Annotated in this window: 19 protein-coding genes and 3 pseudogenes; 10 read left to right on the top strand and 12 right to left on the bottom strand. The window is 71.9% G+C overall.

Annotated elements, in window-relative coordinates; genetic code table 11:
- Positions 1-348: 348 nt before the first annotated feature.
- Positions 349-1509, bottom strand: coding sequence for an alkene reductase (locus ACZ4VL_RS27505; RefSeq protein ID WP_468204951.1), 1161 nt, complete (start codon positions 1507-1509; stop codon positions 349-351).
- Positions 1510-1598: 89 nt separating this feature from the next.
- On the opposite strand from ACZ4VL_RS27505, the gene ACZ4VL_RS27500 reads away from it, so the two are divergent.
- From ACZ4VL_RS27500 to ACZ4VL_RS27485, 4 genes and pseudogenes are all read left to right on the top strand, one after another.
- Positions 1599-1988 carry a MerR family transcriptional regulator gene (locus ACZ4VL_RS27500; RefSeq protein ID WP_468204949.1) on the top strand — a complete coding sequence of 130 codons (390 nt, stop codon included), beginning with the start codon at positions 1599-1601 and terminating at the stop codon, positions 1986-1988.
- A gap of 797 nt (positions 1989-2785) precedes the next feature.
- Positions 2786-3235, top strand: coding sequence for a hypothetical protein (locus tag ACZ4VL_RS27495; protein WP_468204947.1), 450 nt, complete (start codon positions 2786-2788; stop codon positions 3233-3235).
- Positions 3236-3433: 198 nt separating this feature from the next.
- A pseudogene (locus ACZ4VL_RS27490) lies at positions 3434-3625 on the top strand (GNAT family N-acetyltransferase); the annotation flags it as partial.
- 329 nt (positions 3626-3954) lie between these two features.
- A complete protein-coding gene (locus tag ACZ4VL_RS27485) occupies positions 3955-4554 on the top strand; it encodes a potassium channel family protein (RefSeq protein ID WP_468204945.1) in 600 nt (199 codons plus the stop codon).
- A gap of 105 nt (positions 4555-4659) precedes the next feature.
- Here the strand turns inward: ACZ4VL_RS27485 and ACZ4VL_RS27480 are convergent.
- Positions 4660-4862: pseudogene (locus ACZ4VL_RS27480) on the bottom strand (transposase); the annotation flags it as partial.
- 137 nt (positions 4863-4999) lie between these two features.
- Here ACZ4VL_RS27480 and ACZ4VL_RS27475 point away from each other — a divergent pair.
- Positions 5000-5921: pseudogene (locus tag ACZ4VL_RS27475) on the top strand (IS5 family transposase); the annotation flags it as partial.
- 41 nt (positions 5922-5962) lie between these two features.
- Here ACZ4VL_RS27475 and ACZ4VL_RS27470 read toward each other — a convergent pair.
- Complete coding sequence (locus ACZ4VL_RS27470) at positions 5963-8227, bottom strand: MMPL family transporter (protein WP_468204943.1); 2265 nt, start codon at positions 8225-8227, stop codon at positions 5963-5965.
- 175 nt (positions 8228-8402) lie between these two features.
- Between ACZ4VL_RS27470 and ACZ4VL_RS27465 the strand changes: the two genes are divergently transcribed.
- The 4 genes from ACZ4VL_RS27465 (at position 8403) to ACZ4VL_RS27450 (ending at position 11403) form a co-directional block, all read left to right on the top strand.
- Positions 8403-9575 carry a sensor histidine kinase gene (locus ACZ4VL_RS27465; protein WP_468204941.1) on the top strand — a complete coding sequence of 391 codons (1173 nt, stop codon included), beginning with the start codon at positions 8403-8405 and terminating at the stop codon, positions 9573-9575.
- Positions 9550-10212: a response regulator gene (locus ACZ4VL_RS27460; protein ID WP_468204939.1), complete on the top strand. Its 663-nt coding sequence runs from the start codon at positions 9550-9552 to the stop codon at positions 10210-10212. The genes ACZ4VL_RS27465 and ACZ4VL_RS27460 overlap by 26 nt, the downstream gene beginning before the upstream one ends.
- A 190-nt stretch (positions 10213-10402) precedes the next feature.
- Positions 10403-10717, top strand: a complete 315-nt coding sequence (locus ACZ4VL_RS27455) for a hypothetical protein (protein ID WP_468204937.1) — start codon at positions 10403-10405, stop codon at positions 10715-10717.
- Positions 10714-11403, top strand: a complete 690-nt coding sequence (locus ACZ4VL_RS27450) for an AAA family ATPase (RefSeq protein ID WP_468204935.1) — start codon at positions 10714-10716, stop codon at positions 11401-11403. The genes ACZ4VL_RS27455 and ACZ4VL_RS27450 overlap by 4 nt, the downstream gene beginning before the upstream one ends.
- 181 nt (positions 11404-11584) lie before the next feature.
- Here ACZ4VL_RS27450 and ACZ4VL_RS27445 read toward each other — a convergent pair whose 3' ends face one another.
- The 9 genes from ACZ4VL_RS27445 to ACZ4VL_RS27405 all read right to left on the bottom strand — a co-directional run bounded on the left by ACZ4VL_RS27445 (position 11585) and on the right by ACZ4VL_RS27405 (position 23034).
- Positions 11585-12484, bottom strand: a complete 900-nt coding sequence (locus ACZ4VL_RS27445; RefSeq protein WP_468204934.1) for a MerR family transcriptional regulator — start codon at positions 12482-12484, stop codon at positions 11585-11587.
- A gap of 925 nt (positions 12485-13409) precedes the next feature.
- Complete coding sequence (locus tag ACZ4VL_RS27440; protein WP_468204932.1) at positions 13410-13688, bottom strand: GlsB/YeaQ/YmgE family stress response membrane protein; 279 nt, start codon at positions 13686-13688, stop codon at positions 13410-13412.
- Positions 13689-13798: 110 nt separating this feature from the next.
- Complete coding sequence (locus tag ACZ4VL_RS27435; RefSeq protein ID WP_468204930.1) at positions 13799-14158, bottom strand: PRC-barrel domain-containing protein; 360 nt, start codon at positions 14156-14158, stop codon at positions 13799-13801.
- A gap of 958 nt (positions 14159-15116) precedes the next feature.
- Positions 15117-15320 (bottom strand): EF-hand domain-containing protein, encoded by a 204-nt coding sequence (locus ACZ4VL_RS27430; RefSeq protein WP_179174961.1) that lies wholly within the window; start codon positions 15318-15320, stop codon positions 15117-15119.
- A 273-nt stretch (positions 15321-15593) separates the two neighbouring features.
- Positions 15594-16577: an ABC transporter substrate-binding protein gene (locus ACZ4VL_RS27425; RefSeq protein ID WP_468204928.1), complete on the bottom strand. Its 984-nt coding sequence runs from the start codon at positions 16575-16577 to the stop codon at positions 15594-15596.
- Positions 16574-18739: an ABC transporter permease gene (locus tag ACZ4VL_RS27420; RefSeq protein WP_468204926.1), complete on the bottom strand. Its 2166-nt coding sequence runs from the start codon at positions 18737-18739 to the stop codon at positions 16574-16576. Before ACZ4VL_RS27420 ends, ACZ4VL_RS27425 begins: the two co-directional genes overlap by 4 nt.
- Positions 18736-19968 (bottom strand): quaternary amine ABC transporter ATP-binding protein, encoded by a 1233-nt coding sequence (locus ACZ4VL_RS27415; RefSeq protein WP_468204924.1) that lies wholly within the window; start codon positions 19966-19968, stop codon positions 18736-18738. The genes ACZ4VL_RS27420 and ACZ4VL_RS27415 overlap by 4 nt, the downstream gene beginning before the upstream one ends.
- Positions 19968-21506 (bottom strand): GMC family oxidoreductase, encoded by a 1539-nt coding sequence (locus tag ACZ4VL_RS27410; protein WP_468204922.1) that lies wholly within the window; start codon positions 21504-21506, stop codon positions 19968-19970. The genes ACZ4VL_RS27415 and ACZ4VL_RS27410 overlap by 1 nt, the downstream gene beginning before the upstream one ends.
- A 31-nt stretch (positions 21507-21537) precedes the next feature.
- The gene (locus tag ACZ4VL_RS27405; RefSeq protein WP_468204920.1) at positions 21538-23034 is read right to left on the bottom strand and encodes an aldehyde dehydrogenase family protein; all 1497 of its coding nucleotides are present in this window, start codon (positions 23032-23034) and stop codon (positions 21538-21540) included.
- A 471-nt stretch (positions 23035-23505) separates the two neighbouring features.
- Between ACZ4VL_RS27405 and ACZ4VL_RS27400 the strand changes: the two genes are divergently transcribed.
- Positions 23506-23778 (top strand): hypothetical protein, encoded by a 273-nt coding sequence (locus ACZ4VL_RS27400; protein WP_468204918.1) that lies wholly within the window; start codon positions 23506-23508, stop codon positions 23776-23778.
- Positions 23779-24054: the final 276 nt, after the last annotated feature.

Here is a 24054-nt window from a genome sequence, read left to right as displayed (position 1 = left end):
GCCTGTACCTCGCGCAGGTTGAAACGCCGATGCCTGGAAGGGCGAGCGCCTGCGCCGGGAACGACCGGTCCGGCCGGCAGGGTTGCATCGACCGAGGGACCGGCGCCGCACGGGCGCGTTGAGGATCCGGATCCGGGTACCGCCGCCGGGCGACGCGTGCAGGTCGTAGCCGCCTTCGCGCCCCGCCGGCGCGTTCTTCGACTCCTCGGAGCACCGGCACGCAACACACACCCGGTTGACCCCGGCCGTTCCACGTCCGACCCGGGGCCCGGGGCCCTGGACCGGACCGGACCGGACCGCCAGCATTCTCCCCCTGGAGCGGACGCCCGCCCCGCACACCGGCCGTCGCTACCCGGAGACCGACATCGTGACGAGGTCGGTCGTGGGGCGAAGCACCGGTGCCGGGATCTCGGCCAGTGTCGGGTAGTCGGTGTAGCCCGTGGCCCCGCCCACGTACATGGTGTACTCCTCCCGGATCCGGTTCAGGGGCGCGCCGGTGCGCAGCCGTTCGACGAGGTCGGGGTTGGCGAGGAAGGCACGCCCCAGCGCGATCAGGTCGGCTCCGGCGCCCAACAGCCGTTCCCCGGCGGCCCGTCCGCCGTCTTCGGGTAGCGGTGCCGGCCAGCCCAGGGCCGGGTTGGCCATCAGGGTGCCGGGCCAGTCGTCCCGGATCCGCGCGAAGAGGGGATCCGAAGGGTCGGCGAACTCCACGTGGAGGTAGGCGAGTTCCAGGTCGGACAGGCCGGCGAGGAGGGCTCGGTAGAGGCTGGCCGTCTCCTCGCCTTCGTCGATGCCGTTGACGGTGTTCGCCGGCGAGATGCGCAGGCCCACGCGCTCGGGGCCGATCGCCTCGGCGACGGCGCGGACGACCTCGACCGCGAACCGGACGCGGTGGGCCACCGGACCGCCGTAGGCGTCGGTGCGGCGGTTGGTGTTGGCCGCCATGAACTGGTGGAGGAGCATGCCGTTGGCCCCGTGCACCTCCACGCCGGCGAAGCCCGCCTCGACGGCGTTGCGGGCGGCCCGTGCGAAGTCGGCCACCGTGGACCGGATGTCCTGGAGGGTCATCTCGCGCGGCACGGCCGGCGCCACGCGCCCGCCGTGGGAATGGATGGTCTCCGGGAGCGGGACAGGCGACGGGGCGACCGGCACCAGTCCGCTGGTACGCGGGTGGCCGACCCTGCCGCCGTGCTGGAGCTGGAGGAACATCGTGCCGCCGGCCTCGGCCACCGCCCTGGTGACCCGCCGCCAGCCGACCACGTGCGCCGGGTCGTGGATCGCGGGGATGTCCGGGTAGGTCTGTCCCTCAGGGTTCGGGGTGGTGCCCTCCGCGATGATCAGGCCGGCCGAGGCGCGCTGGGCGTAGTACGTGGCCATCAGGGCGCCGGGGACGCCGTCGGCTCCGGCCCGATTACGGGTGAGCGGAGCCATGACCAGGCGGTTGGGCAGATGGAGCGGGCCGAGCGGGGCGGGCTGGAACAGGCGGGGAGTCAGGGTCGTCTCTGTCATGGCCGTACCGTAGGAACTGACACGGATGTCAGGTTCAAGGGCGCCGCACGGCGGGCACGGCCGGACGGCACGACAGGCGGGGTGGGGACATGCGGATCGGGGAGCTGGCGGAGCGCACGGGCGTGAGCGAGCGGTCGCTGCGCTACTACGAGCAGCAGGGTCTGCTCACCGCCGAGCGGACGCCCGGCGGGCACCGCGACTTCGGGGCGTGGGCGGTGGACAGGGTGATCCGCATCCAGGCGTTGTTCGCTGCGGGGCTGCCCAGCTCGAAGATCGCGGAGCTCCTGCCGTGCATGCGTGACGCGGACGGAGGGCCGTCGGAACGGGCGACCGGCAGACTCGTCACCGAACTGCAGCACGAGCGGGAGCGCATCGACCGGATGATCATGGACCTGGTCCGATCCCGGGACACCTTGGACGAGGCGATAGAGCTGGCGTCGCAGCCGCCCGCCCTCCGCGGATCCCGTACGGCAGCTTGATCCGCACCCCGTGCCGGTGGCGACCGCTGCGGCGACGGCCGCGACGGTCCGGTCCACGCGGCGGGCCGCCTCCTGGTGGGCCCGGTCGCCGCGTACGCGACAACGCTCAGCCGCAAGGCTCCGGCCGAGCGTTGTCGTGTGTCCGTCCTGCCAAGCCCCTCCCCTCCCGCGCCTTCGGCCGCTCACTCGCGACGTGCTGACTTCGACGGGGCGCAGCGCCCCCGCGATGGGCCGGAGCACTGGCGTGGTGCGTCCGGTGGTCACCGGCGGGCGATCTGCGGCTGGTCGGGCGCGGCGTCGTCGCCATCACCACCGGCGGGGCCGCAGTCCCACGCGGCGACCACGGTGCCGGTCCCGCGGTAGCGGCCACGGCCAACTCGTCGACGGCACCGTGGGCGTCGGTGAACAGATGTCGGGCAGTGGGCCGTACGCAGCGCAGGGGATATCTCCACGCCCCCCGGTTGATCGACCGGGCGCCGTCGACGCATACGGGGCCAGCGAGCCGGATCGCAGGGGCGGCTGCAGCACAGCCTGCTGTCCGGCCAGTTGCCCTCGCCGCGGGCACGCCGGTGCCCGGCTCTGAACGCCGGGGACAGGCGCCAGGCCTGGCCGCCGGGTCTCGAGAACCGACGGGACGGGAGTGCCGGGGCACGTGCAGCAGGGCGTGTCGTGGGGAGGACATGGGGCCCCGCGGAGCCGGCAGTAGAGGGCGGCGGGCCGGCGCGGACAGGCCGGCGGTCGGGCCGGGAACCGCGGGGCAGGGTCCTGCGTCCCGGACTTTCATGATCGTTTTTCTCGTGTTGGTGCTGTTGGTGGGGCTCGGCTGCCTGGTGGCACTCGCCGTGCACATAGCGGCCGCCGTGCGGCTGCGTTCGGCCGCACCCCTTCTGCATGCCTGGGTGTTCGTCCAGGTCGCCGTCACCGCGCTGTTCTGCGCGGGTCTCGCGTTTCTGTCCGGACACATGACCGGCTTCGACCCCACCGATCCCTGGTCGGTCTGCAACGGCCGGGTGAGCCGGATGTTCCGGGACCCGTCGGTGCCCGAGAGCCGGCTCGTCACCCGGTCGGTGCTCCCGGTGTCGGTGGTGTGCGAGCAGTACCCGGGGGACCCGGACGCCACTGAGCAGGTGCCGGGCTGGGTCAACCCCGTCGTCTTCGCCGGCGGCGGCCTCGCGCTGGGGTTCGCGGGCCTGGCCCCGTTCGCCGGGGTGCTGCGCCGCCGGCTGTGCCGGCCGGGGCCGACCTGACCGAGCGGCCGGACAGGCCGGGGGGGCGGGCCGGCAGGCGCCGCGAGCCCGGCGTGATCCGCAGGGGTTCTCCCGCGCTCACCACCGCGTCCTTGCGGTCCTCCTCGTCAGCCCCCCGCCCGGGGGTTTCGGGGCTGACCGCCGCCGGTGCGACGATCAGCCTCGGCGCGGTACCGGTGACGTCGGCAGCGACCTCACCTCAGCTACATGTCCCTACCGGAGGCGTGGGGACGCGGCTACGCCGTCCGGGCATGCGCGGCGGTGCTCGGCCGGTTCACCGACGGGTTTCCCGGCGAGCCGGTGGTGCTCTCCACCCAGGCCGCCAACGACCGCTCGGTACGTGTCGCGGCGAAGCCGGGGTTCACCGAAGTGGAGCGGTTCGAGGAGTGACGGAGCCGAGCAGTTCGGAAAACGGGGGTCCGGCACGCGCCTTCTCGAGTCCGTTCCCGCCCCGCGACCGTCTGCTGGTCCGGTCGAGCAGGGCGGCAGGGGGTGTGATCCAGTGCGCCGTCGCTGCCAGCGCGCTCTGGATCGGCATACTGGCCGTCTCCCGCATCGTTCTTCGGCAGAGCCCATCGGCTCCGGCCACGAGGACGGCCGATTTGGGTGGTGTTCTCCCTCATGTCGTTCTTCATTACGCCCGGACCGGTGAGCATCGGCGTGCGGCACGTCAACGGCGCGCGCTCCCCGGCTGCAGTCACCAGCGTCCGGCGGCCATCGTGACCGCCGGCACCGGAACGGTGCCCCAGGACCAACCAGAGGACTGGCCCTCGTTCCGCCGGATCATCTGGACCGCGCTGCGTGTCGTCGGCTCGGGGGCCGTACTGGTGGCCCTGTACTACGTGGTACCCCTGGACCGCTCCTCGATGGGTTCCGCCATCGCCATGCTGCTCACCGGTCTGGTGGGGTTCGCCGTTCTGGTTGCCGTTCAGTTCACCTCGGTCCTCCGGTCTCGGTACCCGTGGCTGCGGGCCATCGAGGCGCTGGCCGTCAGCGTCCCGTTCTTCGTGTTGCTGTTCGCCGCCACCTACGTCGTCATGGCGGCGCAGTCTCCCGGCAGCTTCGGCAGACGTCTTTCCCATACCAACGGGATCTACTTCGCCGTCAGCGTGTTCTCCACCGTCGGTTTCGGTGACTTCACGGCCAGAACCGAGGTGGCCCAGCTGGCTGTCACCGGGCAGATGCTCTCCGACCTGGCCGTCTTCGGACTGGCCATCAAGGTCATCGTCAATGCGGCTCGCCAGGGCCGACAGCGCAAGAGCACCATGGCAACCGCTGCGCGCGAGGGCGAAGCGAAAGACCGCCCTCGACCGGACTGACCTGTCGAGCAGGGCCTCCTTCAGGCGGCGCCGGCGCCGGACGTGCAATCGCTCGGCCTGTCCGTTCTCTTCCAGCAGGGCGGAGAAGACTCCGGCGTCCCGTCAAACCCGGCAGCGGCCGCGGACGGTGGCCCAGCGGCCGACCTCGGCAGGCATCTCCTCGCACTGGACGCGGGAACGAACCACCACATCACCCCCTCGAACTGCTCACGCAGCCGGTCGGGGTACGGACCTGGCCTCCCGATCGGCAGGTAGGGCTCAAGGAACTTCCATTGATCGGCGGCGAGTTGCCTGGGCGTCCTACCAATCTCCTGCCGGGTCCGTCCCAAAAAGAGGTGAGATCAGGACCCAGCAGCTGATCAGAACATCACGCACGCCCCAAGAGCCCGGCGCATCGTGCTGCGATCGCTCGTCCCGCCGCTGCCCCTCGCCCGGGTCACCGCCGGGCGTGATCTGGCGGTTCAAGACGGGCGGGCAGTGGCGGGAGATGTCGACGGAGTTCGGCGCCTGGTCGACCGTCCACAACCGCTTCCGGCAGTGGCGTGACGCCGGCGTCTTCGAGGGTCTGCCGGAGGGCCTGATCACGGAAGCCGCGAAGCGGGGTGAGGTGGACCTGTTCCTGGTCAGCATCGACTCCACCACCGCCCGAGCCCACCACGACGCGGCCGGGATGTACCTCGACGAGGACGTCGTCACCGCCTGGAGAAAAGCTGCGGCCGAGGAGGAGAAGGCCAGGTCAAAGCGGGCGGCCTCGAAGAGCAGAACGGGCAAGAGGCCGAAAGTGATCCCGCGCTGGAAGAACGACGACGCATCCGGCGTCGGCGGAAACTCCGGCTGAAGGCCGCCCTCCTCGGACGTTCCAGAGGGGGGAGACCAGCAAGGTCCACCTCGCCGCCGACCGCAAGTGCCGTCCGCTGGCGTTCGTCCTGACCACAGGCCAGGCGGCGGACAGCCCGCAGTTCATCCCCGTCCTGGAGAAGGCACGGGTACGCGGGCCCGTCGGCCGACCCCGCATCCGGCCGGACGCGGTCGCCGGGGACAAGGCGTCCTCGTCCCGCGGAAACCGCGCCCACCTGCGTAAACGCCGTGTCAAGGCGGTCATCCCGGAGAAGAAGGACCAGGCCGCCAACCGGAAGAAGAAGGGCTCCAGAGGTGGCCGACCCGTCAGCCACGACGCCGATCTCTACGAGGAGCGGAACACCGTCGAACGCCTGGTCAACAAGCTCACAGCATGGCGAGGCATCGCCACCCGGTACGACAAGACTCCCGACAGCTACCTCGCCGGTCTCCACCTGCGCGCCTCGATGATCTGTCAAGGACCTCGCCAGGACCACCCGGTGATCACGACTCGAAATGCCCCCAGGTGACGCGCTGAGGTGCCGGACGCCAAGGGCGGGCAGGAGTGGAGTCAACGGTCAACCAGCCGTGGAGGCGGGGCATCGCCCGTGGATTCCGCGTCGGTGCCGACCGGGCCGCGGGGGAGCATCCGGTCCAACCACTTCGGCAGCCACCAGTTGGTCCGGCCGAGGAGTGTCATGGTCGCCGGTACCAGCACCATGCGTACGACCGTGGCGTCGATGAAGATCGCGGTGGCCAGGCCGATCCCGAACATCTTGGTGGAGGGGTCATCGGCGACGGCGAAGGACAGGAAGACCGCCACCATGATGAGGGCGGCCGAGGTGATGATCCGGGCTGTGCGCGAGACGCCCTCAACGATCGCCGTGCCGTTGTCGCCGGTGCGCAGGTACTCCTCGCGTACGCGGGAGAGGAGGAACACCTCGTAGTCCATCGACAGGCCGAACAGGATGGCGAAGAGGAACATCGGGATGAACGACACGATCGGAACCGTCGCTTCCAGCCCGATGAGTGCGCCTCCCCAGCCCCACTGGAAGACCGCGACCATGATGCCGTAGGCCGCGCCGATGCTCAGCAGATTCAGCAGTACCGCCTTGAGCGGTACGACGACCGAGCGGAAGACCAGCATCAGCAGCAGGAACGACATCGCCAGCACGGCGGCGACCAACACCGGCAGACGTTCGCTGGTGCGTCGGCCCACATCGGACAGGCTCGCGGCGGCCCCGCCGACGTGCGCCCTGGCCGGGCCGTGCCCGATCGCCGCGGGCAGCACCTCGGCGCGCAGCCGGGCGATGGTGTCGGCCGTGGCCTCGTCCTGAGGGCTGGTGGTCGGGAACACCACGAGGGTCGCGACGCCGGTGGCCCGATCGATGCGCGCCGGTGCGACGGCTGCGATCCCCGGATCCGCCGCGACCCCCGCGACGAGACGGTCCACCACTCCCGGATCACCGGCGGGGTCCGCGGCGATGACGAGGGGACCGTTGGTGCCCGGGCCGAACCCCTCGGCAACGAGTTCGTAGGCCCGGCGTTCAGTACGGCTCTGCGGCAAAGAGCCGTCGTCGGGCAGGCCGACGCGCAGGCCCAGCACGGGCAGCGTCGCCGTCAGCAGCAGCGCCACGGCGCCGACCGCGTACAGCACCGGGTGCCGGCCGACGTGCCCGACCCAGCGCCCCCACCCGGCGGCGGGGACGGCGCCCGCCGCCGTGTCCCGCCGTCGGCCGAGGCGGCCCGACCGCCCGGCCCGAAGTGCCCGGACGATCCGGCCGGCCCGGCCCAGCCGCGGGCCGGCCGCGCCCAGGAAGGCCGGCAGTAGCGTCACCGACGCGAGCACCATGGTCAGGACGACGATCGAGACTGCCAGGCCGCCCACCGTCATGAACGGCACGTTCGCGACCGCCAGGCCGAGGATCGATACGACGACGGTGCCGCCGGCGAAGACCACGGGCCGCCCCGCCGTGGCCACCGCCCGTCCGGCTGCCTCGCGTGGATCGAGCCCGCGCGCGAGGTACTCCCGGTGCCTGGCGAGCACGAACAGCGCGTAGTCGATGCCCACTCCGAGTCCGACCATGCTGCCCAGGACCGGTGCGAAGGTGGGGACGTCCGTCACCCCCGCCAGTACCGTCATCGTGGCAACGCCGACGGTCAGCCCGAAGACGGCCATGCCGATCGGGAGCGCGGCGGCGACGAGCGAACCGAACGCCAGGAACAGGATCGCGGCCGCGGTGAGGAGGCCGATCAACTCGCTTGCGCCGCCGTCGGGGTCGGAGAAGGCGTAGAAGAGGCTCCCGCCCATCTCGATCCGCAGGGGCAGCTCGGCGCGCAGCCGGTCGCCGAGATCGACGAGGGCGTCGAGGTCCTCGGCCGACAGTCGGCTCTGGTCGGGGTACTGCACCCGGACGACCGCGATCCGTCCGTCGGCCGAGACGAGTCCGCCGCGCACGGCGGTGTCCCGGCCTGCGTCGAGTGCCCGCGCCGGGTCGCTCGTGCCGAGCACGTGCGGCAGCCGCTGCACCTCGGCCCGCAGCCGCGTGAGAGCGGTGCGCGCGCCGCCGTCGTCGTCGAAGAACGTCGCACCGTCGTCGAGGGGGGTGACGACCACTTGGGCGGTCATCCCCTCCTGCCCCGTGCCGGCCCGCTCGATCAGTTCCGCGGCCCGTTGGGAGTCCAGTCCCGGAGCGGTCATCGAGTCCGCGGTCCGCCCGCCGAAGGCGAGGGCGGCGAGGACGCCGAGCGTGGCGGCGATCAGCCATGCCGCGATCACCCGCCAGGGATGGCGCGCGGCGCTTGTGCCCAGGCGCAACAGGGCTTTCGAGAGCATCGGGTCCTCCAACCACCTCGTCGGCCGTCCTTGTACGGCCGCCGATGCCGAGGCTCGTCGCCACGGCGCTCCGCGGCATCGGCCCGCGGGCCGCGAATCCGTCGGCCCCCGGGCGGAGTGACGACCCGTCCTTTCGGCCGATGCGCGGCACGCCGCAGTCCCTAAGCTGAGAACCGTGCTCCGAGACGACCTGCGAACCCTGTGGACCGAACCCCGGCCGCCCGACGCGCCCGCCCGGGTGCGGCGGGACTGGGCGCTGCTCGCCGCGGGCCTTGCCGGTGTGGCGCTGGAGGCCACCCTGCGCGAGAACGTCGTGTGGCGGCCGGTGGCGGTGGTGTTCGCCGTATGGCTGTGCCTGCTGCCCCTGTGGCGCCGGACCCGCCCGCTGGCGGTGGTCACGCTGGCGTTCGGCTCGGTGATCCTGCTTCCGGTGGCCTCGCTCGTCGCCGCACTGCGCGAGCCCGTCGGCCTGTACACCGGCGCGGTCGTGCTCGTGCTGGTGTACGCGCTGCCCCGGTGGGGATCGGGACGCGAGATCGTGCTGGGCGGCGCGGTGATCCTCGCGGTCGGCGCGCTGTGTGTCGTCACGGACCAGACCCCGGTCGTCGAAAAGGTCGTGGGCTTCGTCTTCCTGCTGCTGCCCGGCGTGGTCGGGGCAGCCGTGCGGTTCCGGGTGACCGCTCGCGAGCGGCAGTTGGAGCAGGTGCGCTCCCGCGAGCGCGAGCAGCTCGCCCGGGAACTGCACGACACGGTGGCCCACCACGTGTCGGCCATGGTGATCATCGCCCAGGCGGGCCGGGTGCTCGCGGGCACCGACCCGTCCGCCGCCGTCGAGGCGCTGGAGGGGGTCGAGGAGGAAGGGGTGCGCACGCTGGAGAAAATGCGCGCCATGGTCGCCGCGCTGCGCGACCGCGGGGTCGGGGCCGAGCTGGCGCCGCCTGCCGGTGTCGCGGATCTGGAGCGCCTGGTGCGCACCCCGGGTGGTCGCCTCAGGGTCGACCTGGGGCTCGACGGCGAACTGGACGCGCTGCCCCCGGCCGTGGACGCGGCCGTCTACCGGATCGTGCAGGAGTCGGTGACCAACGCGCTGCGCCATGCGGTCGACGCGACCGAGCTCGTCGTCCGGGTCGCCGCGGAACGGCACGCGGTACGGGTGAGCGTGCGGGACAACGGCCGGCGCACCAGCCGGGGTCGCGACGGATACGGACTTACCGGACTGCGCGAGCGCGCGACCCTGCTCGGCGGCACACTACGAGCCGGCCCGGGTACCGACCGGGGCTGGCATGTCGACGCCGAACTGCCGAGAGAGCGGAGCGAGAGCGGTGTCCATTCGCGTCCTCGTCGCTGACGACCAGACGATCATCCGCACCGGGTTGCGGATCATGCTGAACGCCCAGCCCGGCATCGAGGTGGTCGGCGAGGCCGCCGACGGGCGGGAAGCGGTGCGTCTGGCCCGCGAACTGCGCCCCGACGTCTGCCTGTTCGACATCCGCATGCCCGCACTCGACGGGCTCGAGGCCACCCGGCTGGTCGCTGGCCCGGGCGTCGCCGACCCGCTGGCCGTGGTCGTCATCACCACGTTCGACCTCGACGAGTACGTCTACGGCGCGCTGCGTGCCGGCGCCCGCGGATTCCTCCTCAAGGACACGGGACCGGACCTTCTGGCCCAGGCCGTACGGTCGGCATCCGACGGTGAGGCGCTCATCGCGCCCAGCGTCACCATCCGTCTGCTGCAGGCATTCGCGGACCTGCCCGCCGGCCGGCCCGTGGCCCAGCCGGTCTCCCCCGTCACCGCCCGCGAGGAGCAGGTGCTCCTCGCCGTCGCTCGCGGGCTGACCAATACCGAGATCGCCGATGCACTGCACATCAGCCTCAGCACGGTGAAGACGCATCTGGCCAGCCTGATGGCCAAACTCGGCGCCCGCAACCGGGTCGAGATCGCGATGTGGGCCTACGAGACGCGCCGTATCCTCCCGGGAACCTGAGCCGGGGCGCCGGGCCATGTCGCATGGGTCCCCGCCCGGACATCAGTGCACCGGTCGGCTCACGTCGGCTCCACGTGCCGCACCCGCCCCCGAGCGTCGACTCGATACGCGCCCTGGAAGGGTTCAACGGCCCGCAAGAGGTTCTGCGGAAGGCAGGGGGATTCGGCGCGGATGGCCCGAAGTCCTCGACATGCTGGCGGCTGCCACGCTGGACCTCTTCCTGGGCCGCAACGCCGTGATGATCGAAGGGATCTTCAAGGAACGCCGCGGAGTCGTCAGCGACCGCCACCACTTCCAGGAGATCCTGGTCAACAGCAACGACCTGACCCACCTCTTCCTGCGGGTCGACGACACCGACGAAGTGAGACCGGATCGAACCACTGGCGCCGGCGATCCGGTCCGCCTGGCGTGGACCCGTAGTCCGTCGTACGCCTCCACCCGAAGGCCAGGGGGTGACGTACTGTCGAAGGTCTCTGGACCTCGTACGGACGGCTTGCATCTGTGAGTAGACCCATCAGCACCGACCCGACCGGAAGCCGGCCGATATCCCGGCCGGCTCCCGACCGGGTCGACGGCCCGTGCCCGAGCCCTCTCACAGCTCCGCGCGGAGTACTTGATCTGCGCGGAGCTGCCGGGCGGGATGTACGGCTCTCGTACCCGTTCGACGCGGCGGTCGTGGTCTGCGGGCTTCCCGGGAGTGGGAAGAGCACCCTGCTGCGTGCCTGGTCCGGTTCCGCCTGTGTGGTCGATCCCCGCGTCACACGCTCGTCGTTCGAGGCGTGGATGCCGGCATGGCTTCCCTATGCGCTCTACCGGCCAGCGGCACGGCTGAAACACATGAGCTGGTTGCGTGACGAGCTGCGCTGCGGCGGTCCCCTGCTGATCCACGACTGCGGAAGCAGGAGCTGGATGCGCTGGTGGCTGGCCCGCACCGCACGCGGGGCCGGACGTCCCCTGCACATGGTGGTTCTGGACGTCGGTCCTGAAGAGGCCCTGTCGGGTCAGCGAGCTCGTCGGCGGATGGCGTCGCAACGGGTGTTCGCCCTTCACCAACGGGGGCTGGCGAGGCTCTTGGGGCAGCTCGATCGTGGTGATCTGGCCAGGGTCCCCGGGACCAGCTCCGTGGTGGTGTTCGACCGTGGGCAGCGGGATCGCATCACGACGGTGAAGTTCGGGCTCCCTCCAACCTGAGCGGGTACGGCTGCGAGCCGACCCGATCAGGGGGCGGGCGTCTGGCCGCGGTTGCTGTCGGGGGGAGGTCAGGCGGCCTCGCCGATCTCGCAGGACGCGCAATCTGGGAGTACGGACCCGAGCGGCGAGACGGCCGATGCCGGGGCTGGCGTCCAGAGGGGGCATGTCTCTCTCACGTCATTCAGTCGCGGATGGCGAGTTCCTGGGCCATTTCCGCGCAGCGCACTCGGGCCGGGGAGAAGTCGTGGGGCAGCTTGGTGACTGCCTCGAAGGCGCTCATGCCGCCGTCCTTGGCATCCGGCTCCGGTGTGTCTCCGGCGCCCGCGGGGTGAACGGTGTCCAGAGCGTCGAGGAGGACTGCTTCCTCCTCCGCGATCCCGGACTCTTCGATCACCGTCAGCAGCTTCTCCTCGAAGGCGTGGCGCTGGGCGGCCGTCTCGGCGACACGCGGGTCGTCGACGGCGACGGTGTCGTCGAGTGCTTCCTCACCGGCGTCCACGCGGTCGGACTCGGCCCGAAGTTCGGGATGGGTGGCCAGCGCGATGAACCGGGATGCCTGCACGGTCGCGCCGAGTGGACCGAAGACCCGCTCGGTGACGAGCAGGGCGTCCAGGTCCGCGTGACGCAGCGAGCCTTCGGGAAGGTTCTTCAGACGGCTGGTGACTGCCTCGGAGAGCAGGCCCATCCGGCTGCCCTCGGCACGCATCCGCTGCACGCGGGCCCGCTGGCGGGCAAGCTCCGCCTCCCGGGCGGCGAGGGCCTCCTCCAACCGGGCCAAGGTGGCCTCTACGCGGTCCCCTTCACTTTCAACGGTCCCGGTCCCGGTCCCTGTACCGGCCACGGTGGTGGTGAAGGCGTCACGGATGTCGTCCAGGGCGATTCCCGCGTCGGCCATCTTCCTGATCCACAGCAGCCGGACCACGTCCTGGAAGCCGTAGCGGCGGCGGCCGTCGCCGCCCCGTCCGGGCTCGGGGATCAAGCCCCTATCGTGGTAATGCCGGATCGCCCGCGGAGTGGTGCCCACCAGGGCCGCCACGTCACCGATCTTGGCCTGACGCGACACGAAGAAGGACATGGGCATCAGTGAAGGACCTTTCACAGACGAACTGAGGACAGCTCCACCTGATCACATCACGCTACGGCAGGTGCAAACCTGCGCCTGCATCTGCACCTGCACGTTGAGCCGTCCCGAGCAGCACCAGCCAAGCCCTCCCCCGCCCGCGCCGGACTTCAGGCCTGCGATTCGACCGCGGCTCCCCCCAGTGCTCTGCGGAAAGCCGGCCGTCGCCGAACGGTGGGCATCGGGCGCTCCACGCCGCCGCACCGCGACCCGCTCGTTCGCGCGTGGGAGTTGGGTTCCGCCCGATCTGGTGATCGGGCGGAACCCTGGGGTGGGTGGTGTCCGACGTCGGGACGTGGTGTAGCCGTTCAGGTCGGCGGAGCCCGTGTTGGTGTAGGACGTCACGCGGCCGTCAACGACGGGAGCATGCGGCGTGCCCCCTGCTGGCTGCCGCCGGCGCGGCGCTGTCGCCGGCATTCGACGTCTCGGTGGCTGCGTGCGGCCTGCTCGTCAGGGGACGGTCAGCGCCTCGACGAGCCGAGCGAACCCGGTGCGCTGTCGGTGGGCCCCGGTGTCGCCGACGCTCGGCGTGCCAGCACCGGGCCCGAACACCGCTTCGCCGAGCACAGCCCGCACGCACTACGGTTCCGGATTCCGGCAGCGGCGGACATGGGCGGCCGCCCGACGCTGCAACGCTGCGAACGGCAGTCGGCCCGCCCGCGACATCCTGCCCCTCTCCCTTCGGGGAAGGACGGCGCTGTGTCGTGTGGGCGCAAACCGCAGGTGCGGTGAAGGCGTTCCCTCGCAGGAGCCTACGGCCGGGGCCGGGGCCCGGCTTCCCGTGGCGACCGGCGGTGGCACACGCACTGCTGGGTGAGGCTGGGCGGGCCGCGCTCGGCCGCATGCGCCCCCGGCTGGCAGCAGTCGAGGACGGGGCCTGCGCGCATCAGACGTGCCGGTGACTGTGGCGGTTGCCGGTGACGGCGCGGTAGAGGGCGAGGACGAGGACGGACCCGATGATCGCGGTGATCCAGGTGGACAGTTCGAAGAAGCCGTCGACGGATTCCACCCCGAAGATCACCTTGCCCAGCCAGCCACCGAGGAGACCACCGGCAATACCGATCAGCATGGTGATGACGAGCCCGCCGGGGTCCTTGCCCGGCAGGAGTGACTTGGCGACGGCTCCGGCGATGAGTCCGATGATGATCCAAGCGATGAGACCCATGATGTTCCCCTCTGTCGATGGTGCAACTTCGCTGTACGTGTGGGCAACGGAGTACGCGTCAGACGCGGGTTGTAGCTCCGGCCCAGCCCGTGTGCACGCCGGTCGGTCGGTCAGAAACGGCCCAGTGGCGCGTCGCCCCAGTAGCCACCGACCGAGCGGTGGTAGTCGGGGTCACCGAGGTGCTTGTCCCGGACGAATTCGGGCGAGTTCTTGACCTGCTCCTTGGTCCGGTCGACGTAGATCTTCCGCTCCGTCGTGTCGATGCGGAGGATCGTGCCGGCAGGCAGGAGCACTTCCTTCCCGAAGATCCACGGTCCTGTGTCGACGACGATCCACGAGGCGTCCGTCTCGCTGGAGTGCTTGTCGACGTGGCCGATGCTGCCGTCGACGGCCTCCACCGCGTAGCCCACCAGGTCTGTGCCTTCGAGGCGGCCAACGGTGAGGCGGTAGGCCCATATGTTGCCGGTCATGATGTTCCTTTCTTGGCGGTCCGTCAGGGTGTCCGATGGTGAGGCTGCTGGTTCAGTCGTGCCTCGGGTCTGCCGGGCCGGGCGCCCCTTTGCCAGGCTGTGGATGAGGACGCCCAACGCAAAGGTGAGGACTAGCAGGTACAGCCAGCGGGACCGGGCGGGACCGTGCTGGCGGCGAGTTCGGACGTCAGGTTGACTGTCATGGAGCGCGCTTGCCCCATCTCAGCAAAATGACTCACCTTTCTTGCCGGAACGTGGCTCGCTCGACAAGGAGCGCATGGACGAGGGGCCGACGGCCGGTCAGCAAGTGGTGAACCACCTGATGCCCCGGGCGGGACCGGGTCCGCCCCGACGGTCCGGTTCTCGGCCAGGCGTTCAGGCCGTCGGAAGTGATCGCGTCCCTCGACACGTGGAAGACCACCGGCCATGCGCTGGACGCTGCAGTACCCGGGTCCCACCAGACCGCCCAGGTGCCATCCGATGGTCAGCCACAACGCCGGGACCGCTTCCGGAGCGTGCCGCCAACCAGCGGGCCGTGGCATGCCCGGCGGTGCGGACGACGAACAGGTTCCCCCAGGCCGCCGATCGAAGATGATCTCGGCGCAGCGCACACCGCCCGGTCCCGCGGCGTCGGGTACCCCGGCGCGGGGGTCATGCTGCTGCTCCCGCCTCGACCGACCGAGGGGGACTCGGCGTGCGGCCCTTCCTCCGTGTCGGCAGGCGCAGCCGATGGCCGCGGACCGTAACGGATCTCGTGATCGTCGATGTGAACCGCGCCTACCTGGAGGTCCCGGGCGCCGGCGTCGACGTCGTCCGCCTGCCATGCACGGCACACGTTCTCGACCACCGGACTGCGGTGCATCGCCGGCGTACTCGCCAGCTCCCGGCGATGTTCTCACACGCACGTCAGCCCCCGTCCGGCCCTTCCGGGTCCGTACGGGGGCTGCCAGGCCTGCCGCTACTTCAGCAGGGTGCGGAACTCCTCGAAGTCGAGGACCCCGTCGTGGTTCACGTCGGCCGTCATGGCCTTCTTGACCTCTTCAGCGAGGTGTCCCTGGGCGCCTTCGGCCTTGAACCCCTCCGCCAGTTCGACGATGTTGATCCGCCCGTCGCCGTCCGTGTCGATCTCGTCGAACAGCGCCCTGAGCTCGGCCTCGTTCATGACATACCCCTCTCGCGTTCACAGGCCCCGAAGGCCCACATGCCCCACCACCCTGCCACACCATCGACACCACGCTGACGGCCGCGCCTTCGGACGGGACCGCCTCGCCCGACGCCCGCCAGCACCCCCGGGCCACCGCACGGACGCCGGAGCGGATCGAGCAACTGACCGAGGCCGGCGTGAAGGGGGCATAGCAGTGAGGGCACCATCCGAGTGATCGAAGGCCAACAGGATCGTCCAGCGCCCGCGCGCCCCGGGCGCGCGGGCGGTGCGTCAGGGGATCCAGGCCCGCCAGACGTCCTCGTGCCGCTCCACCCAGGTGCGGGCGGCCGCTTGCGGGCTGAGTTTGCGCTCGGCGATCAGCAGCGCCACCTCGCTCTGGTCCTCGGCGGTCCACCGGAACCGCTTCAGGAACTCGGCGGCCTGTCCGCCGTTCTCGGCGAAGCGGGCATTGAGGTACTTCTTCAGGGGGGTGTGCGGGTAGGCGCACGCCACCTTCTCCGGGTCGGCGTCGCAGCCCTCCTTGTGTTCGGGCAGTTTCACCTCCGTCATCGGGACGGTCTCGAACAGCCACTGCGGTACGTACCAGTACGTCAGGAACGGCTTGCGCTCCTTCGCGAACTGCTTGATCTGGGTGATCTGGGCGGCCTCGGAGCCCGCGAACACCACCTCGTAGTCCAGGCCCAGGTTCTTCACCAGGGCCTTGTCGTTGGTGACGTAGGAGGGACTGCCGTCGAGCAGTTGGCCCTTGCCCCGGCTCTCCGGGGTGCGCATCCGGTCGGCGTATCGGTCGAGGTTCTTCCAGTCCGTGACGTCGGGGTGCTCCTCGGCGAAGTACTCGGGCACGAACCAGCCGATGTGGCCGGTGAGGCCGTTCTCCCCGCCGGAGACGACGGTCTTCTTGTCCTCCACGTACCGCTTCTCCTGCTCGGGATGGCCCCAGTCCTCCAGGAGGGCGTCGATGCGCCCCTGGCTGAGGGCGTCCCAGGCGGGGACCTCGTCGACCTGGACGGTGTCGACGCGGTAGCCGAGTTCGTGCTCCAGCAGGTAGCCGGCGACGGCCGTGTTGGCCTGGGCGCCGACCCAGGACTGCACGGACAGGGTGACCGACTTGGCGCCCTGCGCGGCGGCGTACGGGGACGCCTGCGCGGTCATGTCGGCCGCGCCGCAGCCGGTGGCCAGCAGCAGGCCGGCCGCGGCTGCGACCGCGGTGACCGCCGTACGGCGGGCGGGGGAACGGGGATGGTGGACGGTCATGCCTTCGACTCCTTCGCCGGCTGGGTGATGCGGTCGAGCAGCAGCCCGAGGCAGACGATCGCCGCGCCCGCGACCAGTCCGGTGGCCAGGTCGCCCCGGGCGAGGCCGAACACGACGTCGTATCCGAGGGCGCCACCGCCGACCAGTCCGCCGATGATGACGACGGCGAGGACGAGCACCACGGCCTGGTTGACCGCGAGCAGCAGGGACGGGAGGGCCAGCGGCAGCTGGACCTGGCGCAGCAGCTGGGCCGGGGTGGCACCCAGTGAGCGGGCCGACTCCACGGCGGCCGGACTGACCTCGCGCAGTCCCTGGGCGGTGATGCGAACCACGGCGGGCAGTGCGTAGATGACGGCGGCCGCGGCGGCCGGCGCACGGCCCACGCCGAACAGGGCGACGACCGGAATCAGGTAGACGAACTGTGGCAGGGTCTGGCAGACGTCGAGCACGGGCCGCAGCAGCCGTTCGGCACGGGCGCTTCGGGCGGCGCCGATGCCGATGGCGAAACCGAGCAGCAGGGTGACCGTCAGCGCGGCGAGGACCTGGGACAGGGTGTCCATGGAGGCGTCCCAGACGCCGAGGACGCCCACGGCCGCGAGGGCGGTGACGGCGCTGACGGCGGTGCGCCAGGTACCGGTGCCCAGGGCTGCGGCGGCCACCAGCAGCAGCACCGACCACCAGGGCAGCCCCTGGAGTGCCGCGCGCAGCGGGTCCAGGACCCAGCCGGTGAACGCGGCGGCCCAGTCGGCGGTGCCGCCCACGACGGGCACGCCGGAGTGGAGGTGGCCGGTCGTCCAGGCGACGGCCCGGTTGACGGGTTCGGCGACGGACGCGGTCCAGGTGTCGGGCCACTGCGCCGTGCCGAGCATCCGGCCGGCTACCGAGACGGCGACGGCGGCCAGCACGGTGAGCAGGAGCCCGTACCAGCCGTTGAAGACCTGCCGCAGGAGGGGGCGGTCGGCTGGAGGGGGGCCGGCGCCCAGGCGTTCCCCGGCGGCGTGCGCGGTGCGGTCGAGGACGATGGCGAGCAGCACGATGGGGATGCCGGCGGCGAGGGCGGCGCCGACGTCGACGGAGGCGAGGGCCTGGTAGACGCGGTCGCCGAGGCCGCCGGCGCCGATCACCGAGGCGATCACGGCCATGGAGAGGGCCATCATGACGGCCTGGTTGACGCCGAGCATGATCTGGCGGCGGGCCAGGGGCAGCCGGGCCGTCAGCAGGCGCTGCCGGCCGGTCGCGCCGAGGGAGGCGGCGGCCTCCAGGACGCCGCCGTCCGCTGCGCGCAGACCGAGCGCGGTGAGCCGGGCCATCGGCGGCGCCGCGTAGACGATCGTGGCGAGGACGGCGGTCGGCACGCCGATCCCGAAGACCAGGACGACGGGGAGCAGGTAGGCGAACGCCGGGAGGATCTGCATGGTCTGCAGGACCGGGGCGAGGAGCCGTCCGGTGCGCGGGGACAGTCCGGCGGCCAGTCCGAGCAGGCCGCCGGTGAGGACGGACGCGGCCACCGCGACCACCATCAGGGCGAGGGTCTGCATGGTGGGGATCCACATGCCGAGCAGACCGCACACGGCGAAGGCGGTGACGGACACGGCGGCCTGGCGGACACCGGCGAGGCGCCAGGCGAGCAGGCCGGCGAGGGCGAGGACGCCGGTCCAGCCCGCGGCGAGCAGCACCAGGTAGACGGCCCGTACGGAGATCACCACGGCGTTGCTGATGTGCCCGAAGAAGTAGAGGAACGCGGGGTGGGTGTCGCGGTTGTCGATGATCCAGTCGCCGGCAGAGCCGAGCGGGCCGGAGAAGTCGACGTCGAGTGCCGTGGGCCAGGCGGCGCCGGGGAACAGCAGCCCGAGGGTGACCAGGACCGCCGCGGCGGCGGCGAAGGGCAGGAGGCGGCGCCGGACGTGCCGGGTGAACGGGGCGCGTGCGCCGGCCGAGCGGCTGCCGGGGCGGGCCGGGGTGCCGCTTCCGGCGGAGGCGCCCGCGGTCCGGGTGTCCCCCGTGCCGGACAGCACGGCCCTGGCACTGGTCAGGGTGCCGGTGGCGGTGGCGGTGCCGGTGGCGGGGCGGGCGCCGGGCGGGGGCGTCGGGTTGCCGTTGCCGGGACGGGCGGTGCCGCGCGTCCGGCCGGCGGGGGTGCTGGTATGGCCGGCGGTACTCATGCGATCGCCTCCCCCCGGCCGGTTGCGGGGTGCGATACGCCGGCCACCACCGCGAGGAGCGCGGGGTCGTCGACGACGCCCAGGCAGCGCCCGTCGTCGACCACGCGGGCGCTGCCGCCGCTGCGCGCGACGGCCTCGATGGCGTCGGCGACGGTGGCCGACGGGGCGAGGGCCGGCCCGTGGCCCGGATCGCCGGGACCGGCGGGGCGCATCGCGCTGCGGACGGTGAGGACCCGTTCGCGCGGGACGTCGCGGACGAATGCGCGGACGTAGTCGTCGGCGGGCGAGGCGACGATCTCCTCGGGTGTGCCGATCTGCACGATCCGTCCGTCCCTCATCAGGGCGATGCGGTCGCCGAGGCGGAGGGCCTCGTCGAGGTCGTGGGTGATGAAGACCATGGTGCGGCCGTCCTCGTGGTGCAGGCGCTCGACCTCCTCCTGCATCTCGCGGCGGATCAGCGGGTCGAGGGCGCTGAACGGTTCGTCGAAGAGCAGCACTTCGGGGTCGCAGGCGAGGGCGCGGGCGAGGCCGACGCGCTGCTGCTGGCCGCCGGAGAGCTGGTCGGGGCGGCGCTCGCCGAGGCCGTGCAGGGCCACCTTGTCCAGGAGTTCGCCGGCGCGGACCCGGCGCTCGGTGCGGCCCATCCCCTGGATCTCCAGCCCGTAGGCGATGTTGTCCAGGACCGTGCGGTGCGGGAGCAGGCCGAAGTGCTGGAAGACCATGGCGACGCGGTGCCGCCGCAGCTCGCGGAGCCCGTTGCGGTCCATGGCGAGGACGTCTTCGCCGTCCATCGACAGGTGGCCGGCGGTCGGCTCGATGAGCCGGGTCAGGCAGCGGACCAGGGTGGACTTGCCTGAGCCGGACAGCCCCATGACGACGAACACCTCTCCCTTGCGCACGTCGAAGCCGACGTCGCGGAGGGCGGCCGTGCAGCCGGTACGGGCACGGAGGTCGGCCGGCGGCAGGGCCGCCTCGGCCGAGCCGGGGATACGGGCGGCGGCCGCGGCCGGGCCGAACACCTTCCACAGGCCGCGGACGGAGAACACCGGGGGGCGTTCGGCGGGCGCGTCGGCGGGCGGGGACTGCGGGAGATGTCCTGGGGCGTGCCCCGGGTCGTGTTGCGCGCGGGGCTGCGGGAGGTGCTCCGTGCCGGGTGCGCCGCCCTGGGCGGGGACGGTGTGCGCGTCCGGGTTCTCCGCGTGCGTCGCGTGTTCCGGGGTGCGGCTCATCAGGCACCACCCCCCAGCAGTTCGGCGGCCTTCTCGCCGACCATGAGCACTCCGATCATCGGGTTGACGGCGGGCATCGTGGGGAACACGGACGCGTCGGCGATGCGCAGGCCGTCCAGGCCTCGGACCCTGAGCTCCGGGTCGACCACCGCGTCCGGATCGTCGGCGGCGCCCATCCGGCAGGTGCCCGCCGGGTGGTAGACGGTGTGCGCGACGGACCGGGCGTAGGCGCTCAGTTCCTCGTCGCCGGTGATCTCCGGACCCGGGCAGACCTCCCGCCGCAGCCAGCCGGCGAGCGGCTCGGTGCGGGCGACCTCGCGGGCGATCCGGATGCCGTCGACCAGGGTCCGGGCATCGTGATCGTCTTCGTCGGTGAAGTACCGGAAGTCCAGGGCCGGTTTGACCGTCGGGTCGGCACTGGTGAGGTAGAGCCGGCCGCGGCTGCGCGGCTTGGGGATGTTCGGGGTCATCGACACGCCGTGCGCGGGGCGTGCGTAGCCGTGCCGCTCGGGGTTGTCGGTGAAGGGCACCTGGTAGAAGTGGAACATCAGGTCCGGGCCGGCGGAGTCCGGGTTCCGGCGCACGAACAGGCCGGCGTCGCTGTCCATCGCGGAGTTGTCCGGGATGGGTCCCTCCGTCTCCCAGACGATGACCGACTCGGGGTGGTCGAGGAGGTTCTCGCCGACGCCGGGCAGGTCGTGGACGACGGGGATGCCGAGCCCGGACAGTTGTTCGCCCGGTCCGATGCCGGAGAGCAGCAGCAGCCGCGGGGTGTCCACGGCGCCCGCGCAGAGGATGACCTCACGGCGGGCGGTGAGCAGGGCCTCGCTGCCGTCCGCGCCGCGGACGTGCACGCCGCGCGCCCGGCTGCCGTCAAGTTCCAGCCGGTACGCCCAGGTCTCCAGCAGGATCGTGAGGTTGTCGCGGGTGTCCATGACGGGGTGGAGGTAGGCGACGGAGGCGGAGGACCGCTTGTTGGTCTCCGGATGGTAGGCCAGGTCGAAGAAGCCGACGCCCTCGTGGAACGGCTTCTCGTTGAAGCCCTCGATCACGGGTACGCCGAGCGCGGTGCGGGCGGAGGCGACGAAGTCGCGGGCGATGGCGTTCCGGTCCTCGTCGGCGACCGGGACGATGTGGTTGAGCAGCTTGTCGAAGTACGGGTCCATGGCGGAGGCGTGCCAGCCGTCGGCGCCCGCATCGGCCCACTCGTCCCAGTCGGAGGGCAGCGGCCGGAACGAGATCAGCGTGTTGTGCGAGGAGCAGCCGCCGAGGACACGGGCCCGGCTGTGCCGGATGTGGGAGTTGCCGCGGGGTTGCTCGGTGGTCGGGTAGTCGTAGTCGAGTTCGCCGCCGAGCAGCTCCGTCCATCGGCGCAGGGTCAGCACGTCGGGGCGGTCGACGTCGCTGGGGCCGCCCTCGACGACGGCGACCGAGATGTCGGGGTCCTCGGTGAGCCGGGAGGCGATGACGGAGCCGGCGGTGCCGCCGCCGACGATCACGTAGTCGTACGCGTGCGTGGTGTGGGGGTGGGTGTTCACGATGTGCGGTTCCTCTCCTGGGCTCGTCCACTCATCCCGCGAACCAGCGCACGGGGCGCGGGGCGAGGTTCTGGTAGACGTGCTTGGTCTCGCGGTACTCGGCCAGTCCCGCCGGCCCGAGCTCGCGGCCGGTGCCGGACTTGCCGAAGCCGCCCCATTCCGCCTGGGGCAGGTAGGGGTGGAAGTCGTTGATCCAGACGGTGCCGTGGCGCAGCCGTGCGGCGAGCCTGCGGGCGCGCCCGGGGTCCGCGGTCCACACGGCGCCGGCCAGGCCGAACTCGGTGTCGTTGGCGAGGCTGACGGCCTGGTCCTCGGTGCGGAACACCTCGACGGTGAGGACCGGTCCGAAGACCTCCTCGCGGACCACCCGCATCCCGCGGTGGCATCCGTCGAGGACGGTCGGCCGGTAGAAGTAGCCGTCGGCGAGGGCCGGTTCGCCGGGGCGTCGACCGCCGGCCCGGAGGACGGCCCCCTCGACCAGGGCGGACGCGACGTACTCCTCGGTGCGGGCGCGCTGCGCCTCGGACACCAGGGGGCCGCACTCGACACCGGGGTCGGTGCCGCGACCGAGGCGGATCAGGTCCGCGCGGCGGGCGAGTTCGGTGACGAACTCCTCGCGTACGTCCTCCTCGACGATCAGCCGGGAGCCGGCCGAGCAGACCTGGCCGCTGTGGATGAAGGCGGCGTTGAGGGCCTGGTCGACGGCGGTGTCGAAGCCTTCCTCGGTGGCGAGGGCGTCCGCGAAGACGATGTTGGGGTTCTTGCCGCCCAGTTCGAGGGCCGTCCGCTTCACCGTGTCGGCGGCGGCGCGGGCGACCGAGGTGCCGCTGGTCAGGCCGCCGGTGAAGGACACCAGGTCGACGGCCGGGTGTGCGGCGAGCCGGGCGCCGACCGGGTCGCCGGGGCCGGTGACGAGGTTGGCCACGCCGTCGGGCAGTCCGGCCTCGGCGAGCAGCTCGATCAGCACGACGCTGCTCAGCGGGGTGACCTCGCTGGGCTTGAGCACGAGGGTGTTGCCGGCGGCGAGCGCCGGGGCGACCTTCCATGCGGCCTGCAGCAGCGGGTAGTTCCAGGGGGTGATGAGGGCGCACACGCCGAGCGGTTCGTGGACGACGACGCTGTGCACGTCCTCCGAGCCGGCGTCCACGACGCGGCCTGCGGTGCCGTCGGCGACGAGGGAGGAGTAGTACTCGAACGCGGCGGCGACGCACTCGACGTCGATCAGGGCCTCCTGGACGGTCTTGCCGGTGTCCCGGCTCTCCAGCAGGGCGATCCTCGCCTTGTCGCGGCGCAGCAGGACGGCGGTCCGGCGGAGCAGGCCGGCGCGGACCCCGGTGGGGGCCCGGGACCACGTGCCGGCGTCGAAGGCGTCGCGGGCTGCGGCGACCGCCGCGTCGGTGTCGGCGGTGCCGGCTTCGGAGACCACGGCCAGCACCGTGGCGTCGGCGGGGTCGAGGACCTCGCGGGTGGCCCCCGAGATGGCGGACCTCCAGGTTCCGGCAATGTGGATCGTCTGCTGTTCCGACACGGCTCTTCGTACCTCCGGTGGTGCTGTACCGCGGGGTGACCGCGGAGTTTCTGGCATGACGCCGCGGGTGCCCCGACGCGGCCGGAGCATGCGCCTGGAGTAACTGAAAGTGACGGAGGTCACGGATGGTGCTGGTGTTCCGCGGGCTGTTCCACGGCGCTGACGCCCTCGCCCGAGGCCCGGGCAAACCGCCCGCTCGGGGGCCGTTCCCTTCGGCCGGTGGGAGGTCTTGCCCGGCGTGCCATCGGCTGACCACTGGTCGGCGCGGGTGCCGGGTGCGAGGGCGAGGAGGGCGCTGTCGACGGCCTCGGTCAGCGCCGGGTGGATCCGGTCCGGGGACCCGGCGAGGGTGGCGGCGTCGATGCCGAGGTCATGGCCTGGACGAGGGGCTGGATCAGAGTGGGGAGCCGGGTCCCCATGAGGTGGGCGCCCAGCAGGCGGCCCGTTGCGGGCTCGGTGAGGACCTTCTGGGTGGGCCTGGCTGCCGTACTCTTCGTCCCGGGCTTCCTGGCGTCGGTCATGGTGACCTCGACCCTCTATCGGCCGTTGCGGTGTGCGACGTACGGGGAACAGTGCGCCGAGGCACCGCCCGGGTGGGTGTTCCTCCGGAGCGTCGGCCTCGGTGCCGTGATGTTCGTGGTCGCCCTGGCGGCGCCGGTCCTGCGGGTACGGCAGGTCGCGCTTGCCGCGCAGCTCCTTGCGGAATGCTGCACGGCGCTGCTGGTGGTCCTCAGTCACGCATGAGCGGGTGTGCCGATCGAACGTTTACGGTCCCCGTCCTCGCCGGCCTGTCCTCGCCGGCCCCGGAACCGACCGCATCGCGGTGCAGGGTGACCTGGCAGTGCCAGCCCACCTGGCCACACTGCTCGACGGCCCGGATCCTGTGTTCGTACGGGCGTGGGGGGGGGGGGGGGGGGGAAAAAACACACACCAGGCCCCCCCCCCCCCCCCCCCCCCCCCCCCCCCCCAGGGCTCTATGACCGCAACCCGTCGGGATAGCACGCTCTCTTCGACCGCTTC

The sequence above is a fragment of the Streptomyces sp. NPDC029014 genome, assembly GCF_055564695.1.
The sequence above is the reverse complement of the archived record's forward strand: the minus strand, read 5'-3'. Positions and strand labels throughout refer to the sequence as shown.

Coding starts and splice junctions, on each gene's coding strand:
- ACZ4VL_RS27505 (WP_468204951.1), bottom strand. CDS start 1,509: ATGACAGAGACGACCCTGACTCCCCGCCTGTTCCAGCCCGCCCCGCTC.
- ACZ4VL_RS27500 (WP_468204949.1), top strand. CDS start 1,599: ATGCGGATCGGGGAGCTGGCGGAGCGCACGGGCGTGAGCGAGCGGTCG.
- ACZ4VL_RS27470 (WP_468204943.1), bottom strand. CDS start 8,227: ATGCTCTCGAAAGCCCTGTTGCGCCTGGGCACAAGCGCCGCGCGCCAT.
- ACZ4VL_RS27455 (WP_468204937.1), top strand. CDS start 10,403: ATGCTGGCGGCTGCCACGCTGGACCTCTTCCTGGGCCGCAACGCCGTG.
- ACZ4VL_RS27445 (WP_468204934.1), bottom strand. CDS start 12,484: ATGCCCATGTCCTTCTTCGTGTCGCGTCAGGCCAAGATCGGTGACGTG.
- ACZ4VL_RS27440 (WP_468204932.1), bottom strand. CDS start 13,688: ATGGGTCTCATCGCTTGGATCATCATCGGACTCATCGCCGGAGCCGTC.
- ACZ4VL_RS27435 (WP_468204930.1), bottom strand. CDS start 14,158: ATGACCGGCAACATATGGGCCTACCGCCTCACCGTTGGCCGCCTCGAA.
- ACZ4VL_RS27430 (WP_179174961.1), bottom strand. CDS start 15,320: ATGAACGAGGCCGAGCTCAGGGCGCTGTTCGACGAGATCGACACGGAC.
- ACZ4VL_RS27425 (WP_468204928.1), bottom strand. CDS start 16,577: ATGACCGTCCACCATCCCCGTTCCCCCGCCCGCCGTACGGCGGTCACC.
- ACZ4VL_RS27420 (WP_468204926.1), bottom strand. CDS start 18,739: ATGAGTACCGCCGGCCATACCAGCACCCCCGCCGGCCGGACGCGCGGC.
- ACZ4VL_RS27415 (WP_468204924.1), bottom strand. CDS start 19,968: ATGAGCCGCACCCCGGAACACGCGACGCACGCGGAGAACCCGGACGCG.